The organism is Candidatus Dorea massiliensis AP6 (assembly GCF_964245105.1).
In the GTDB taxonomy this organism is placed as follows: domain Bacteria; phylum Bacillota; class Clostridia; order Lachnospirales; family Lachnospiraceae; genus Laedolimicola; species Laedolimicola intestinihominis.
Genome location: NZ_CAXTKW010000001.1, coordinates 290,722 through 305,431 on the forward strand (window position 1 = coordinate 290,722; position 14,710 = coordinate 305,431).

At 47.4% G+C, this 14,710-nt stretch carries 20 protein-coding genes; 1 reads left to right on the forward strand and 19 read right to left on the reverse strand.

Annotated elements, in window-relative coordinates; genetic code table 11:
• Positions 1-14: 14 nt before the first annotated feature.
• The 6 genes from ACESZP_RS01615 to ACESZP_RS01640 all read right to left on the reverse strand — a co-directional run bounded on the left by ACESZP_RS01615 (position 15) and on the right by ACESZP_RS01640 (position 4,950).
• Complete coding sequence (locus ACESZP_RS01615; protein WP_499707839.1) at positions 15-899, reverse strand: polyprenyl synthetase family protein; 885 nt, start codon at positions 897-899, stop codon at positions 15-17.
• Positions 889-1,104 carry an exodeoxyribonuclease VII small subunit gene (gene xseB / locus ACESZP_RS01620; RefSeq protein WP_178039666.1) on the reverse strand — a complete coding sequence of 72 codons (216 nt, stop codon included), beginning with the start codon at positions 1,102-1,104 and terminating at the stop codon, positions 889-891. Before xseB ends, ACESZP_RS01615 begins: the two co-directional genes overlap by 11 nt.
• Before the next feature lie 6 nt (positions 1,105-1,110).
• The gene (xseA, locus tag ACESZP_RS01625; protein ID WP_499707840.1) at positions 1,111-2,319 is read right to left on the reverse strand and encodes an exodeoxyribonuclease VII large subunit; all 1,209 of its coding nucleotides are present in this window, start codon (positions 2,317-2,319) and stop codon (positions 1,111-1,113) included.
• Positions 2,316-2,729 (reverse strand): transcription antitermination factor NusB, encoded by a 414-nt coding sequence (nusB, locus tag ACESZP_RS01630; RefSeq protein WP_178039664.1) that lies wholly within the window; start codon positions 2,727-2,729, stop codon positions 2,316-2,318. The genes xseA and nusB overlap by 4 nt, the downstream gene beginning before the upstream one ends.
• Positions 2,730-2,800: 71 nt before the next feature.
• On the reverse strand, positions 2,801-3,190 hold the full coding sequence (locus tag ACESZP_RS01635) for an Asp23/Gls24 family envelope stress response protein (protein WP_178039663.1): 390 nt from the start codon (positions 3,188-3,190) through the stop codon (positions 2,801-2,803).
• 173 nt (positions 3,191-3,363) lie between these two features.
• On the reverse strand, positions 3,364-4,950 hold the full coding sequence (locus ACESZP_RS01640) for a peptide chain release factor 3 (RefSeq protein ID WP_499707841.1): 1,587 nt from the start codon (positions 4,948-4,950) through the stop codon (positions 3,364-3,366).
• A 241-nt stretch (positions 4,951-5,191) separates the two neighbouring features.
• Between ACESZP_RS01640 and ACESZP_RS01645 the strand changes: the two genes are divergently transcribed.
• On the forward strand, positions 5,192-5,941 hold the full coding sequence (locus ACESZP_RS01645; RefSeq protein WP_499707842.1) for a GTP pyrophosphokinase: 750 nt from the start codon (positions 5,192-5,194) through the stop codon (positions 5,939-5,941).
• Positions 5,942-6,000: 59 nt separating this feature from the next.
• On the opposite strand, the gene ACESZP_RS01650 is transcribed toward ACESZP_RS01645, so the two are convergent.
• From ACESZP_RS01650 to ACESZP_RS01710, 13 genes are all read right to left on the reverse strand, one after another.
• Complete coding sequence (locus ACESZP_RS01650) at positions 6,001-6,606, reverse strand: peroxidase-related enzyme (protein ID WP_178039660.1); 606 nt, start codon at positions 6,604-6,606, stop codon at positions 6,001-6,003.
• An 18-nt stretch (positions 6,607-6,624) separates the two neighbouring features.
• Positions 6,625-7,395: a cyclase family protein gene (locus tag ACESZP_RS01655; RefSeq protein WP_178039659.1), complete on the reverse strand. Its 771-nt coding sequence runs from the start codon at positions 7,393-7,395 to the stop codon at positions 6,625-6,627.
• 403 nt (positions 7,396-7,798) lie between these two features.
• The gene (locus ACESZP_RS01660; protein ID WP_215677712.1) at positions 7,799-8,536 is read right to left on the reverse strand and encodes a glucosaminidase domain-containing protein; all 738 of its coding nucleotides are present in this window, start codon (positions 8,534-8,536) and stop codon (positions 7,799-7,801) included.
• A 12-nt stretch (positions 8,537-8,548) separates the two neighbouring features.
• A complete protein-coding gene (locus tag ACESZP_RS01665; protein ID WP_118510355.1) occupies positions 8,549-9,337 on the reverse strand; it encodes an N-acetylmuramoyl-L-alanine amidase in 789 nt (262 codons plus the stop codon).
• 5 nt (positions 9,338-9,342) lie between these two features.
• Positions 9,343-9,759 (reverse strand): phage holin, LLH family, encoded by a 417-nt coding sequence (locus ACESZP_RS01670; RefSeq protein WP_154314740.1) that lies wholly within the window; start codon positions 9,757-9,759, stop codon positions 9,343-9,345.
• 11 nt (positions 9,760-9,770) lie between these two features.
• A complete protein-coding gene (locus ACESZP_RS01675; protein ID WP_154314739.1) occupies positions 9,771-10,127 on the reverse strand; it encodes a hypothetical protein in 357 nt (118 codons plus the stop codon).
• Positions 10,124-10,360 (reverse strand): hypothetical protein, encoded by a 237-nt coding sequence (locus ACESZP_RS01680; protein WP_154314738.1) that lies wholly within the window; start codon positions 10,358-10,360, stop codon positions 10,124-10,126. Before ACESZP_RS01680 ends, ACESZP_RS01675 begins: the two co-directional genes overlap by 4 nt.
• A gap of 17 nt (positions 10,361-10,377) precedes the next feature.
• Positions 10,378-10,641, reverse strand: coding sequence for a hypothetical protein (locus ACESZP_RS01685; protein ID WP_118702511.1), 264 nt, complete (start codon positions 10,639-10,641; stop codon positions 10,378-10,380).
• Entirely contained in the window at positions 10,616-11,668 is a 1,053-nt protein-coding gene (locus ACESZP_RS01690; protein ID WP_499707843.1) for a reverse transcriptase domain-containing protein, read from the reverse strand. The genes ACESZP_RS01685 and ACESZP_RS01690 overlap by 26 nt, the downstream gene beginning before the upstream one ends.
• A 297-nt stretch (positions 11,669-11,965) precedes the next feature.
• Complete coding sequence (gene avd / locus ACESZP_RS01695; RefSeq protein ID WP_118510343.1) at positions 11,966-12,370, reverse strand: diversity-generating retroelement protein Avd; 405 nt, start codon at positions 12,368-12,370, stop codon at positions 11,966-11,968.
• A gap of 71 nt (positions 12,371-12,441) precedes the next feature.
• Entirely contained in the window at positions 12,442-13,539 is a 1,098-nt protein-coding gene (locus ACESZP_RS01700; RefSeq protein ID WP_499707844.1) for a phage major tropism determinant, read from the reverse strand.
• Complete coding sequence (locus ACESZP_RS01705) at positions 13,532-13,981, reverse strand: hypothetical protein (protein ID WP_147357173.1); 450 nt, start codon at positions 13,979-13,981, stop codon at positions 13,532-13,534. Before ACESZP_RS01705 ends, ACESZP_RS01700 begins: the two co-directional genes overlap by 8 nt.
• Positions 13,982-14,005: 24 nt before the next feature.
• Complete coding sequence (locus tag ACESZP_RS01710) at positions 14,006-14,707, reverse strand: BppU family phage baseplate upper protein (protein ID WP_154314734.1); 702 nt, start codon at positions 14,705-14,707, stop codon at positions 14,006-14,008.
• Between the last annotated feature and the right edge of the window lie 3 nt (positions 14,708-14,710).

Genomic DNA, 14,710 nt, shown 5'->3' on the forward strand with positions numbered 1-14,710 from the left:
TCCTCACCTCAGTTCTATTTTTCTCTTGTAATCAGCATTCGGATCAGTTCTTCCAGGAACGCGTTCTTATGCTCCAGGGAAGCCAGAGTGGAAAGAGCTCTCTCGGAAATCTCCTCCACATCCTTCTTTGCCTTATCAAGGCCTTCCAGCGTTACATAGGTAGTCTTGTTATTCTTATCGTCACTGTGGATCGGTTTTCCAAGCACCTCCAGCGTACTGGTTACATCCAGAATATCATCCTGGATCTGGAAAGCCAATCCCACATCGCCCGCCACGCGCTCCATGGCGGCCACTTCTTCATCAGAAGCGCCTGCCAGGACCGCGCCCACCATCATGGCCGCTTCAATCAGCGCGCTGGTCTTCAGCCGGTAGATAAAATCCAGTTTTTCTCTGGAGAGAGGCTGTCCCTCGGATTCCACATCCACCACCTGGCCGCCGATCATACCGTAGATGCCTGCCTTTCCGGACAGAATCTGTAAGGCCTTTGCGGTCCGCGGACTGGTTTCCATATCGAAAGCTCCCGCCGCTGTCTCAAAAGCCAGATTCAGAAGTGCGTCACCTGCCAGGATACCCATGGCTTCGCCGTATACCGCGTGGGTCGTCTTCTTGCCGCGACGGTACTCGTCATTATCCATAGCCGGAAGATCATCATGTACCAGTGAATATGTATGAATCATTTCCATGGCTGCCATGAAGGGCTCCACGACCTTTCCCTCGCCGCCGAACATCTGATAGGTCTCTTTCATCAGAAGGGGCCTGGGTCTCTTGCCGCCTGCCAGTACACTATAGTTCACCGCCTCCAGAACAGTCTTCTGGAACCCGGTCTCCTGCGGCAGATAAGTTGTAAGCAATTTTTCAATTTCTTCTGTCTTGGTACGAAGCTCTTCTTTAAAACTCATCCAGTTTGCCCTCCTCATTCATGACCAGCATTTTTTTCTCTACCTTATCCAGCTTTTCGCCGCAGGCCTTCAGAAGCTTCATGCCCTCGGCGTAAATCGCGAAGGATTCTTCCAGCGGCACGTCCCGATCCGCCAGCTTCTCAAGCATTCCGTCCAGCTCCGCGAAATTTTCTTCCAGTGTCGCTTCTTTTTTCTTCGTCGCCATACCGCTCTACCCTCTCTTTATCCTTTCGCGGCCTTCTACTACCGCTGTGTATACACCGTCTGTCACATGGATTCGGAGCTGTTCGCCCTCTGCAGCCTCGTCAATTCCGGTTACAGCCTTTCCATCCGGCCCTTCCGTATAGGAATAACCCTGCTGCAGCTTCAGAAGCGGGGAAAGTCCGTGCAGACGCTCAATGTACAGATTCAGGCTATGCTTTCGATCTAACAGCTTGTCCTGCATGGCCTGCGTAAGACCGTTGGATAATTCAGACAGACGCATCCGCTTTTCCAGAAGCTGTGTCTCCGGATTGATACGCTGTACCCTGGTTTTCAACTCCGCCAGTCTTCTGTAATATTCTTCCATTCTGTGACCGAAGATATTCTCAAACTGCCTGCGATAGCCCTGCATCCGCTCCAACAGCTCCCGGATATCCGTCACAGCCAGTTCCGCCGCCGCTGAAGGCGTCGGCGCCCTGAGATCCGCCACATAATCGGCAATGGTCGTATCTGTCTCATGACCGACTGCTGAGATCACCGGCGTATTGCAATCAAAGATGGCCCGTGCCACCTTTTCCTCATTAAAGGCCCACAGATCCTCGATGGAACCGCCGCCACGGCCCACAATCAACACGTCCAGGCCCAACGCATCCAAGGCCTTGATACCTCGCACAATGCTGTCCGCCGCGCTCTCTCCCTGCACCTGAGCCGGGTAGAGAATAATCTGTACATAAGGGTTGCGCCGCAAGGCAATATTGCGGATATCCTGCACTGCAGCTCCTGTAGGCGCCGTCACCACACCCAACCGTTTCACATAGTAAGGAATCGGCTGCTTGTATTCCTGCGCGAACATGCCCATTTCCTCAAGCTCGTTTTTCAGCTTCTCGTAAGCCTCGTAAAGCTGGCCCACGCCGTCTTTGATAATCTCTCTGGCATAAAGCTGATAGCTGCCGCTGCGCTCGTAGACGCTGACACGCCCCAGTACAATGACCCTTTGTCCATCCTGCATAGGAAAGGCCAGACCTTTCCGGTCGCCCGCGAACATGACACATGCCACGGATCCGCTCTCATCCTTCAGAGAAAAGTAGATGTGCCCGGAACTGTGATATTTACAGTTGGACACCTCTCCCTTTACATAAATACGGTTCAGCATAAAATCCTGTGTAAACATATTCTTGATGTATGTGTTTACCTGCGCTACCGTATAGACATGCTTCATTCCGCTTTTCCTGTCTTTCCTATCTTACCTAAAATACCGTTCACAAAGGCCGGAGACTCGTCGCCGCCAAACTTTTTGGACAGCTCCACCGCCTCGTTGACTGCTACGCCCACGGGAACGTCCTCATCGTATTCCATCTCATACACAGCCAGACGTAAAATGGTCAGATCGGCCTTGCCCATACGGGATACCTTCCAACCTTCCGCCGTATCTTCCAGAGCCTTGTCGATCTCCGGCAGTTTTTCTATAATATGCGCATATTTCTTCTCAATATACTGCTGATCCTTCGGCTCCACCTCACCCAGGCTGTCGAAGAACATCCGGATCTGCTCCGGCATCTCCTCTGCGCTGTTAAACTCGATACGAAATAGCAGTTCAAAAATATGCTCTCTTAACTCTCGTCTTTTCATCTTGTCCTTTTTCCCTCTTAATCGTTTGAAAAGGGAGCCGCTGACTGCAGCCGCTCCCCTTCCTGTGCTACTTATTTATCCTCTTTTCCCATATTCACATTAACAATGCGGATATTGACCATGGCAACTTCCAGTCCTGTCATGTTCTCAATGGCGCTCTTCACACGATCCTGTACCTTCTCAGATACCTTCATGATGCTGTAGCCATACTCAATATTCAGAGCCAGATCCACGTCTACGCTGCGGTCTGTCACAAGAACCTTGACGCCCTTGGACAGGTTCTTGACGCCCAGCTTTCCGATCAGTTCGTTGGTGATATTGCCGGCCATGGAAGCCACGCCCTCTACCTCGGTAGCTGCCAACCCGGCTATGGTAGCGACTACCTCGTCCGCGATCTGAACTTCGCCCAGCTGACTGTCCTCATGTATCATATGAACGCCTCTTTTTTCTTCCTTTGACATATCCAAAACCTCCTGTTTTCTGTGTAAATCAGGTTATCCTGCTTACACGAAGCTTTTTTCTTACTTTCTCACACGACCTGGCAACAGATACGCCTCTCCTGCCATGCTTTTTATATTTTATCACACTTTACACGTTGTTGACAAGGGTTTCCCATGGTCTGTGGCCGTAATAATTACCGGCCAAACTCGGACAGGATCAGACCAGGATTTCGATCAAGCGTCATGCCCACGCTCCATGCGTTGGCCCAGATCAGCAACGGTCTGCCCTTCAGATCCTTGATCTTCTTCATATCAGAGGTGCCCACCAGCTTGCTCATGTCGATATCCTCGTTCTCGATCCAACGGATATGCTCGTAGGGCAGCGGCTCCAGACGGATGTCCACGTTGTATTCATTTTCCAGACGATACTTCAGAACGTCGAACTGCAGAACGCCCACGACGCCCACGATGATTTCCTCCATACCGGTGTTGAACTCCTGGAAAATCTGGATAGCTCCCTCCTGGGCAATCTGTTCAATGCCCTTGACAAACTGCTTCCGCTTCATGGTATCAATCTGACGCACACGCGCGAAATGCTCCGGCGCAAAGGTCGGAATTCCTTCGTACTTAATCTGCCTGCCCGGCATACAAAGGGTATCTCCGATGGAGAAAATACCCGGATCAAAGACGCCGATGATATCGCCTGCGTAAGCCTCGTCCACAATCTTCCGGTCCTGCGCCATGATCTGCTGAGGCTGGGACAGACGCTGCTTTCTGCCGCCCTGCACATGGTAAATCTCCATGCCGGCGGTAAACTTGCCGGAACAGATACGGATAAACGCGATACGGTCCCGGTGTGCCTTGTTCATATTTGCCTGAATCTTGAATACGAAAGCAGAGAACTCCTCTTCCATGGGATCAATCAGCCCCACGTCTGCCTTACGGGGCAGCGGAGAAGTGGTCATCTGTAAAAAATGCTTCAGGAAAGTCTCCACGCCAAAGTTGGTCAGAGCCGATCCGAAGAATACCGGGGACAGCTTTCCCTGGCTCACCAGCTCTTGATCGAACTCCGCGCTGGCGCCGTCCAGAAGCTCGATGTCATCCATGAGCTTTTCTTTCTGACCCGGATCCAGGATGCTGTCAATCTGTGGATCGTTGATGGACAAATCCAGCTCCTCACCTTCCTTGGTTCCCTTTTCAGTGTCGGAGAACAGCAGCACCTTCTCGGTGTTCCGGTCATAGACGCCCTTGAATGCCTTACCGGAGCCGATGGGCCAGTTTACCGGGCAGGTGGCAATACCAAGCTCATTCTCGATATCGTCCAGCAGTTCAAAGATATCCATCGCTTCCCGGTCCATCTTATTGATAAAGGTAAAAATGGGGATATGGCGCATGGCGCAGACCTTGAAAAGCTTCCGGGTCTGAGCCTCCACGCCCTTACTGCCGTCAATAACCATAACTGCGGAATCCGCAGCCATCAGGGTACGGTAGGTGTCCTCGGAGAAGTCCTGATGTCCCGGAGTATCCAGAATGTTGATACAATAGCCGTCGTAATTAAACTGTAATACCGACGAAGTAACAGAGATACCTCTCTCCTTTTCGATCTCCATCCAGTCGGAAACCGCGTGACGGGCCGTGGCCTTTCCCTTTACAGAGCCTGCCAGGTTGATAGCTCCGCCATAGAGCAGGAACTTCTCAGTCAGGGTCGTTTTACCTGCGTCGGGGTGGGAAATAATCGCGAAGGTTCTTCTTTTTTTAATTTCATCTACATAATTTGCCATAAATTCATTCATCCTTATCTTCTATGTGTATATGCCTGCGATTCAAAAGCCCATCCGGACACCTTTTCCGAAATGGGCATAACTAATATCCAGTATACACATTTTCGGGACTTTTGCAAGGGGTTGCTTTCTCTCTTCCATTTTTGTTCTATATGTGTTATAATCTTAACAATCAGGTGACTGCTCCGTGCCTGAACAATTCTACAATAGATGTATTTTATAACACAGGATGGTGACTCCTATGGAAAGCGAATTACAGAAAACCTTTCTCGATACCACAGATATTCCGGATATACAAACTTATTTTGTCAATCAGGCCTTTGAATTCCAAGAATTGATGATGATGTACAGCTGTGCCATCCGTGAGATGCGAACCAAGCTGGAGGTGCTGAATGACGAGCTGAGTGTCCATCATCAGCGCAACCCCATTGAATTTATCACCTCCAGGGTGAAGAAGCCTTTGAGTATCGTAGAGAAGCTGCACCGTTACGGCGTGCCCGTCAGCGTGGAGTCTGTAGAAAAGAATCTGAATGATGTGGCTGGCGTCCGCGTGATCTGTTCTTTTATCGACGACATTTATACCGTGGCGGATATGCTGCTGCGCCAGGATGATATTACTTTAATTAAGAAGAAGGATTACATTGAGCATCCCAAGGACAACGGCTATCGCAGCCTGCACCTGATCATCGAGATCCCGGTCTTCTTCTCCAATCAGAAGAAAAACATGCGGGTAGAGGTGCAGATCCGGACCATCGCCATGGACTTCTGGGCCAGCGTCGATCATCGGCTGAAGTACAAGCAGGATATCGAGGATATGGAAAATGTGGACGAGCTCTCGGCGGAGCTGAAGGACTGCGCTGATATCATTGCCCAGACCGACAGGCGGATGCAGGCCATCAAGGATAAGATATATCCCGGTAACGCCCTGCCTCAGACCAATATGGATAAGCTGAAAAAGCTGACGATTCCCCTGAACAACCGAGAAATTTAACTGTACAAAAATAAGACCGTCTCCTTCCAAAAAGGATTCGGTCTTATTTTATGTAAGGATTAATCTTCGAAATTACGGTTATGGCTGTAATGACCCGGATTCGGAACCGGAGCGATGGTGCTAACCCAACGGTTCGTGTAGTTGAAGAAGCCTGCTACAAAGGCTGCTTCCAGAATCTGATGATCATCCAGTCCTGCCTCACGGAGCTTATTCACCTGCTCCTGATCAATGTCGCGGGGATGCGCAGTTACGTACCATGCATACTCGCAAAGCGCGTAGTCCTCTTTGGACAGCTCATCCTTAGCGGAACGATAATTATAGGAAATCTTGTCTACCAGACGGGCATTCTTCCACATACCGCGGAGGTTATCGCCATGGGTGGTCAGGCAATAGCAGCAGCAGTTATAAGAAGATACGACTACGCCGATCATCTCCTTCTGCGCGTCTGTCAGATAGCAGGTGTCATTGTACAGGGAATTCTTGAAATTCAGGAATCCAATGTACTCCTTGGCGTTCAGGGGAAGAATCTTAAACAGATTGTTAATAAAGCCCCAGTTTTTCTCCATGACCTCCACATTTTTATTGAAGACAGCGTATTCCTCGTCTGTCATCTCCTCGCGATCCGGTTTCTGCAGTCTTGAAAGCTGCTCGTCAAATTCCAGCATAATAAAATTCCTCCTAGTTTAATCTTCGGGGCAGATTGCGAAGCATCTTGCAGGGAAGCCTGTACCATCCTTCAGCTTCGGGAACGCGCATACAATCATAGCTCCCACAGCCGGTACCTGATCCAGATTTCTCATAACCTCAATCTGGATGCGGTCAGTCTCCAGAATGTACTGCTCGCCCGGATACGGATACGCGTCCTCTCTGGTGGTCACGTAGCTGGGGTCGGTATCTGCCGGCTCATGTCCGATAGCGCCGATATTACGCTCCTCTACCAGCCACTTGATCGCGTCTACGCTCCAGCCCGGATAATGAGGATTGCCACTCTCGTCCGGATTGTCCAGATTGGACTTCTTATGCCAATCGGAACGGAATGCTACGAACGCGCCCTCCGGGATTCTGCCGTTCTCGCTCTCCCACTTTTCCAGATCTGCTACAGTCATGGTGAATTCGGCGTTCTCGGCACATTCCTTGGACTTGTCTACGACTACCAGAGGATATACCAGCTCTTTTACGGTAATCTTGCTCATGTCACGACCGTCGCCCCAGAAATGAAGCGGTACGTCTACATGGGTACCATACTGGCTGGCTACGCTGTACTGAATACATCTCATGGGAGCCATCATGTCGTCCGGGGTTCCCTCTCTGTAGTCGAAAAGAAGAGTTCCTTCCAGCGGCTTGAAGCCATACCAGTGCGGAGTTTCCGGGCTCAGCTCATGTGTCAGGTCTACCCATTTGTAACCTGTCCCTTTTACTTCTTTCACAAAATCCCACAATTTAAGGTTTGCCATAATATTATCCTCCTTTAACTAAAAAAAGTCAATACAAGACGCGCTTCTTCGGAGTCTCCATTGACTTTATTTTTCACTGTGCAACTTTGATTTGTTATAGTGACTTTATCATAAGATTGTTTTTTTGTCAATACCCTATTTCATATATAGGAATTATATGTATTATAGCTTTCGTACTTTCATATAACACAGTATTCCCTGTAGAGCAAAAAGAAGGCACCCACCAAAACTCTCCGGTGAGTGCCTTCTTACTTTATCTGTCGTTATTCGGCTTATATTTAGAACTTGCCAGCGTCTGCTGCTTCCTCAATAGAAACTGTAGCCCCTTATTTTACTGGCTTTCTAAGTCGTTTTGTTAGTTACCAGTCTGTTACTATTGACACTTTCTACTTATTTGTGCCGCTTAAGCGTGTGTAATGAAGCAGACGATACCAGCCGCCTTTAGTCTCTTTACCGTGGCTTCCGCGTTTTCCTTTTTAGTATAAGCGCCTACCTGTACTTTGTAAAGCCCATTAAGCAGCCTTACGAATACGTCCGTATGTCCGGTCTTCTTAATCTGCTCCGCCATAAGGTTAGCGCCTTCTTTTCTTCTGTAAGCCCCAGCCTGTACCCTGTAGTACTTTTCGGCATCCGCCCCGGCTGCTCCCGCTCCTTGGTTCTCCTGGCTCTCTGTCTTGCCGTCAAACTCTGTAAGCTTATACTGCTCGATAATCTCAATAAGTTTGTTTGCATATTCCGGGTCTGTCGCATATCCAGCAGCCTTAATAGCGTTGCAAGCCTTCTTATAGTCTGTTTCTCCGATTACTTCTTTATAGCGCTTATTTGCCTTCAAAAATGCGCTATGGTCTGTAACGGATTCTTCCCAGCTATCATAAGCGCGGAAAGCTTCGCTTTTCACGGCTACCAGATTTACCCCGTCGTAGCACTCTTTTGTATCTTTGCAATATACTTTACCCTTCCAGGACTTTGTAGCCTTAATTCCGAAAAGGGCTTTACCCTCTGCGGCAAGCCCGGACGTTCCCCAGCCCGTTTCCGTGATAGCCTGGGCGATTGTCAAACTTGCCAGCACTCCGCTTTTCTTCATATCAGCGGACGCAAGCGCGCCCACTGTTTTAATAAAGTTTTTCTGTTCTGTATTCATATCGAAGCCCCCTTATACAGCCGTCAAGCTTGCTACAGCTACCCAACTGTTGATTCCCTTAAGCTTTGCTTCCTGTACTCCTTTATTTGTCTGTACCTTGTCTACCGTGTGTCTTTTGCCGCCTAACTGTGCCGCCGGGACTGCTTTTCCTCTGGTCGAAGACAAGCCGCCATATACCGCACCGCTCTTAATCGTAACAATGCTTCCGGCTTTAATTTCCTGTGTTGCCGGGCTGCTTCCCGCTTCCTGGCTGCCTTTCTTTAACCCGAACTGTACAGCGATTGCATTAGCTACGGCTGCTGCAATCTGTGTCTTTTTAGCTGCGTATGCGCTCATATCGTCCTTATCGTCGATAAAGCACACTTCCAGCAGCGCGGAAGATACGCCCGCCGCCTTCGCTCTGTAGATTACTGTAAAATTCGTTCTCTTAACTCCGCGGTTCTTAAAGCCCAGGGCTGCGATACTCTGTACAATCTTCGTTTCTACCCCTACGGTCTTTTCCGCTGTAGTAACGTAGATTTCCGTACCTGTCGTCCGTCCGTTTCCTTTAAGGTCTGCTGCCCCGGAATTAAAATGGACTTCCAGTACATAACCATAGTTTCCGAAGTTAACCGCCAGTTTTCCGGCTTTTGCGTCTTTGTATGCGTTTCTTTCCGTCGGGTATAAATCCACCTGGGCGTATGCGCTCAAAGTCTTCTTAATTTCCTCGACCATGTAAATAGTCTCGTCTGCTTCTTTTCCGAACTGTGATACAGCGCCAGGGTCGCCTGCTCCGTGTCCGCTAATAAGTAAAATCTTCATGTTTCTTATGCTCCCTCTGTGATTTTTCTTAAAATGTCGTCTTCTGTATCTTCATCCGAAACCGTAACCGTATTATACACATAGTCGTATAAGCTGCTGTTGTCTTCCAGCATTTTCTTAAACTTTACTAACGCTTCCTCTAACAGTTCGTCGTATTTTTCTTCTGTTAAAAATAATGTGATAACCGGGAATCTTTCTGTAAGCCAGTCCCATACCATAGCCCTTTTTACCTGTCCGGTCTTCCGCTTTAATTCCTTTTCCGCTTCCGTAACCATATACAGCAGCGCGATTCTTATTTTATCTAACTGCTGCTGCGGCGTAAGCTTCAAAAAGCGTAATACTGCATATACAGTAAGTCCCAGCAATGCAAGCATAATTACAAAAATTACCCAGTTTTCAAGAATCATTTTCAAAGTTTCCATACTTCGCACCTCTAAAAGTTTTGTATTTCCGTTGGTTCTAACGCTTCGTCTATAAGTGCTTCTGTTTTATCTTTCATCTTTTGTATGGTTCTTTCTTTGATTTCTTCCGCCGGGTTTTCTTCTCCCATGTCGATAAGCTTTTTTATCATGCCTAGCTGTATCTTAATGCCATTTTCAAGCTGTACCGCTTTCAAATACCATATTACAGCAGCGCCGAACACGCCCCCGGCTGTCGGAATTATGTAAGTAAATACTTCTGTAGGCTTTTCGTTCCATGAAAATATAAGGGCTACTATGCAAGTGCATACAAATATTGAACCAGTGCTTAATACTACCTTTTTCTTAAATTCCCGCTTCTTTGCTCTCACTGTGCGCTTAAGCCTTCCAGGTCTTTAATTCTATGGTTTGCTACTTCCTGTTTTTCATCAAGTACCGCCTGGTCTTTTTCTAATTTGTACACCCTTTCTACTACGTTGTTGTGTTTGTCTAATTTTGCTTCGATATAATTAAGTCTGGTCTTAATCGTCCCGTATATCGCGCCGATAGACACCCCGTACACAACTAACTGAATAAGTAAACCTATCCAAAATTCACTACTCAAGCCTTACTAACTCCTTCCTACGGCTCTAACATCCGTTCCAGGTCTTCGCGACCTTCTTTTATGTCTTCTATCATCATTAGTAACTGCTTGTCTTCGTCTTCCATGCTCCTATAGTTCTCTAATTCTTCCAGCAGCAGCCTATTTACTTCTGCCAGGTCTGCTATTATGCTGCTCTGTACCTCTACTACGTCCAGGTCGTAACGCGCTACGTTCGTAGCCTGTACTTCGCCTTCTTCCCTCTGGCTTCTGATTCTGTTAATTATCCGGCGTAATACTGCCATTGCCTATTAACTCCTTTTTCTTAATTTCTGCTTCTATTTGCCCTTTAATCTTCATGCGTAGCCTGTAAGTGTCCGCGTGTTTCGCGTGTCCTTCCCAGCTTGCATATTTCATAAGCAATTTTTCTTTTGTTATTTTTCCGCTTCTGTAGGCTTTGATAGTTGCCCTAATATGTTTAGGGCTACGCTTCCTTATCTTCCGGTAATCTTTGTAAATACGATACCCGCAAAAATCAAAGCCATTCTTAGCGTTGATTATCTGCGTTTTCGGATTTAAGGTAAGCTTAAGCCGCTCGCCTAAAAATGCGTCTATCTTTTGTAACACTTCTACCAGGTGTTCCCGGCTATTGCTAACTATTGCAAAATCATCCATGTAGCGTATATACTTATCTTCCTTCAATTCATGTTTTACGAAGTTATCTAATTCATTTAATACCAGGTTTGCGAAAAGCTGGCTTAATAAGTTTCCCACTGGAAGCCCGCGCCCGTCTTCCCCGTAGCTGTCGATAATGTAGTAAAGCAGATTCAATAGGTCTTTGTCTTTGAAAATCCCGCTTAATATTTGCTTTAATACTTCGTGGTCTACACTATTGAAATATTTGTGTATATCCGCTTTTAATATATAAACCTGTTTTCCTTCAAAAGATAGGTTTCTTATGCACTCCTGGGCGTAATCTGCCGCTTTGTGCATACCCTTACCCGTTCTACAGGCGTAGCTATGATAATAAAACCGTCTTTCTACAATCGGTTCTATTTTATTGTTTATCATGTGCTGTGCTACTCTGTCCCTAAATGGTAGCGCGTATATGTCCCGCTTCTTCGGTTCATACACTACAAAGCGCCGGGCTTCCCCTTGTCGGTATGTTCCGGCTTCCAGGTCTGCCACCAGGTCGTATAATTCTTCTTCCAGGTTATCCGTGAACCTTAACACTTCTTCCCGGTATCTTTTGCACTTTCGCGCCTTTCTGTATGCGTCTTCTGCATTTTCAAAGGTCGCTATATCCTTTATTCCTATGTTACTTCTTTTCATCTTCTGCCGTTTCCGCTTCCGCCCTTCGCTCTCACTACTAACCGGAAGCGTCCTTTTTTATGTTTGCCTGGTAGTCCCAGGACGGGCTATACGTTCTGACTATATGTAAATAGTCCTTGCTAGTAAGCCGTAGCTTGCTAAGTCTGAAAAGTTCATAAGTCACAGCCGAAGCGCGCGCCAATGTTAGCGTTGACATTCCAAGGGTAATTGTTGCAGTTGACAGCGCGGCAGCCAGCGTTAACGCCGTTGTTCCAGTTGCCGCCCGCGAGAAGGCGAAGCAACGTATAGCCCATATTCCTAATTTTGTACTGATTTAATGAAGCCGCCTAACATTTTTCCTATTTCTGTTAGCTTTTTCGCGGCTACTCCGTATGTATGCCCGCTTATGTACTCCTGGTCGTAGGCAATTCTGATATAATACCGTAAAATCACTAATTCTACGTCCGCGTCGTATAAAAGCTTTTTCTTCGTCGTGCTTTTCCCGGCTCTAATGATGTACCGTAAAATATCCATGATACAATTTTTAGTATCTTTCTGTAGCGAAAACTTTTCACTTTTCGGATATTGTCTTAGCACCGGGTATATGTACTTTATAAAATCGTACAGCTTTTCTTGTATCTCTAAATTGCTTTTCATATAATCGCCCTTCCTCTGATTCGCGATTATATCACAGCTATTTTGTTTTGTGTCGCCGTTCCTCATTGTTTCCTATATCCTGGAAATTTACCTTAAATTTTTACCGCGTGTGCGGGCTTCCGCCCGCACAAAACAGATTACAGACTGTCACAGCCGAAGCGCGCGCCAATGTAAGCGATGACATTCCAAGGGTAATTGTCGCAGCTGACAGCGCGGCAGCCAGCGTTAACGCCGTTGCTCCAGCCGCCGCCCGCGAGAAGGCGAACAAGTCCGTAAGTTCCTTCTGTGTATGCCTGTCCGTTTCCAGTGCCTAATACGTCCTTCCAGCTCCAGGACTGTGTACCGTCGTATCTGTAGCTTAATTCGTCCAGCCATTCCCACACATTACCTACGCAATCTACGCAACCGATAGCAGATACAGCATTAACTACTTTACCCGTCGTAGTTCTGGCGGTATTCGTTGTAGCCGCCCAGGCGTTCGTATTATTGCCGTCTGCTCCCTGTGGGCTGCCGTATGCTGCTTGCTGCCATTCCGAATAAGATAACAAGCGCTTACCGGATTTTAAGCCCAGGTCGATAAAGTCATAGCTGTTATGTCCTTCCGTTCCTGTAAGCGGTGTTGCATTGTACGCTGATTTCACGCCGCCTACTCCATTGCTGGACGCTAAGTAAATATCCACCCACAAGCCGCCGCCAGCGTATACCATGCCTTCCGGGCTGCATTTCGGGCGGTGCTTCAACGTCCATACGGAACGCGGAACGATACCGGACGCTACATTAGATTCCCAGCCGCTGCCTTTCTCCACTCCTGCAGTATTGATAGGAATAAGCTTACTGCTTACCTGTCTTACCCTTCCATAATGGAAGCCGCCGATTTTACGGCTTGTCTCTGCATTGTAGCCGTCCGGGTATGTACTGTTAAGGCTGATTTTGTATACTTCGTCTAGGTCTTCGCTGCCAGGGTCACAAATATAAACATAGTAATCTTTTCCCACCACAAACGCACTACCAGCGTCCAGGTTTCCGGTACTAAGTACTGTAGCGTCCGTTTTGAATACTCCTGTACTTCCGACCGTAACCACACACCCAGCCGTTACCGTAAGTGACGTAAGCCCGGAAGCGGTTAAATATTCCGCCGAAGGTGTTACCAGGTCGCCAATATTTGCCATTTTCGCAACCGTAAGTTTTGCCCGCGGGTCTTTGTTAATAAAATCATTACTTAAAAATCTACTCATATCTTGCTAACACTCCTTTGATACTGTCTAATTCTCCCTGGGTAATTCCCAAAGTGTCTAAGATATTTACCGGGCTTTCTACCCCTACTTTTTCTGCTGTTGTTTCCAGGTCGGCGTTAACTCCTATTACCGTCTTCTTTTCCTCTTTTGCTTCTCCCGTGTCTTCTCCCCGGCTCTGCTGCTCAACCGCTACATGCTCTACGCTTTTAATTGTGTATTCTTTGCCTTCACACAATACCTTAGCGCCCTTTTCCGCTTCTGCCAGATAGTTAGTAGTAATGTATCTTTTGTCCTCTGAAATTTCGACTACCGGAACAAAGATATACTTTTCTTCTTCGATTCCGTTAATCACTTCCCTTAACTCTGCTGCTTCCAGTGTGCCAGCCTGTACCATTCCTAACAGGTTATAAATGTCTTTCCCTGTTCCTATTACTTTAGGCATATTCCGCATAATCTCCCGCCTTCCTTATTCCGTTGTTTCGCTTAAGTACCCGCTTCCTAAGTATGATTTATCTAACCACGCTTCTTCCGCAAAATCGTTAAGCTTATCAATATTGTTATAAATGTCCTCTATTAGTCCTTTGTAATTCTGCGCCTGTTCTGCTGCTGCCGTCGCTACCTTTACGGCTTCCTGGCTGGCTGCTGCCGCTGCCGTCGCTTCTTCCTTAACCTGGTTCGCGATTCCTATAGTATCGTTTGCCGTTTTCATAGCTGTAGCAGCTAAAATAGTCGCTTCTTCTACGGTATCTTTTGATTTTTCCACTTCTTGTAATGCGTTTATGATTGCCTTGTACTCTATCGTACTGGCTATCTTATCGCCTACAATTACCGCCGTATCTACCTTTATATTAAAAGTCCAGGAAGCTATATAGCTTTCCTTTTCGTAGACGCTTATAGCGCACTCTGCATATCCGGCGGCGGCTGTCATTTGTTCGGTAATCTCTGCTGTTATCAGATTTTCGACGTAAGTACAATCGTTTAAGATTTCTTCCCCGTCGGACTTCCTACACTCAATCCTTACTATTGCCCCTTCCGGCATTTCGTAAGGTTCGCCGTCATTCAGCAGCACTACTAACAGGTTTCGCGTTTCACTATCAAACTGTTTAACCCTTATAGTCTTTTCTACGCTGTGACGGGCGAAGTCAAATACTAGCCTTCCTACTACCACTTT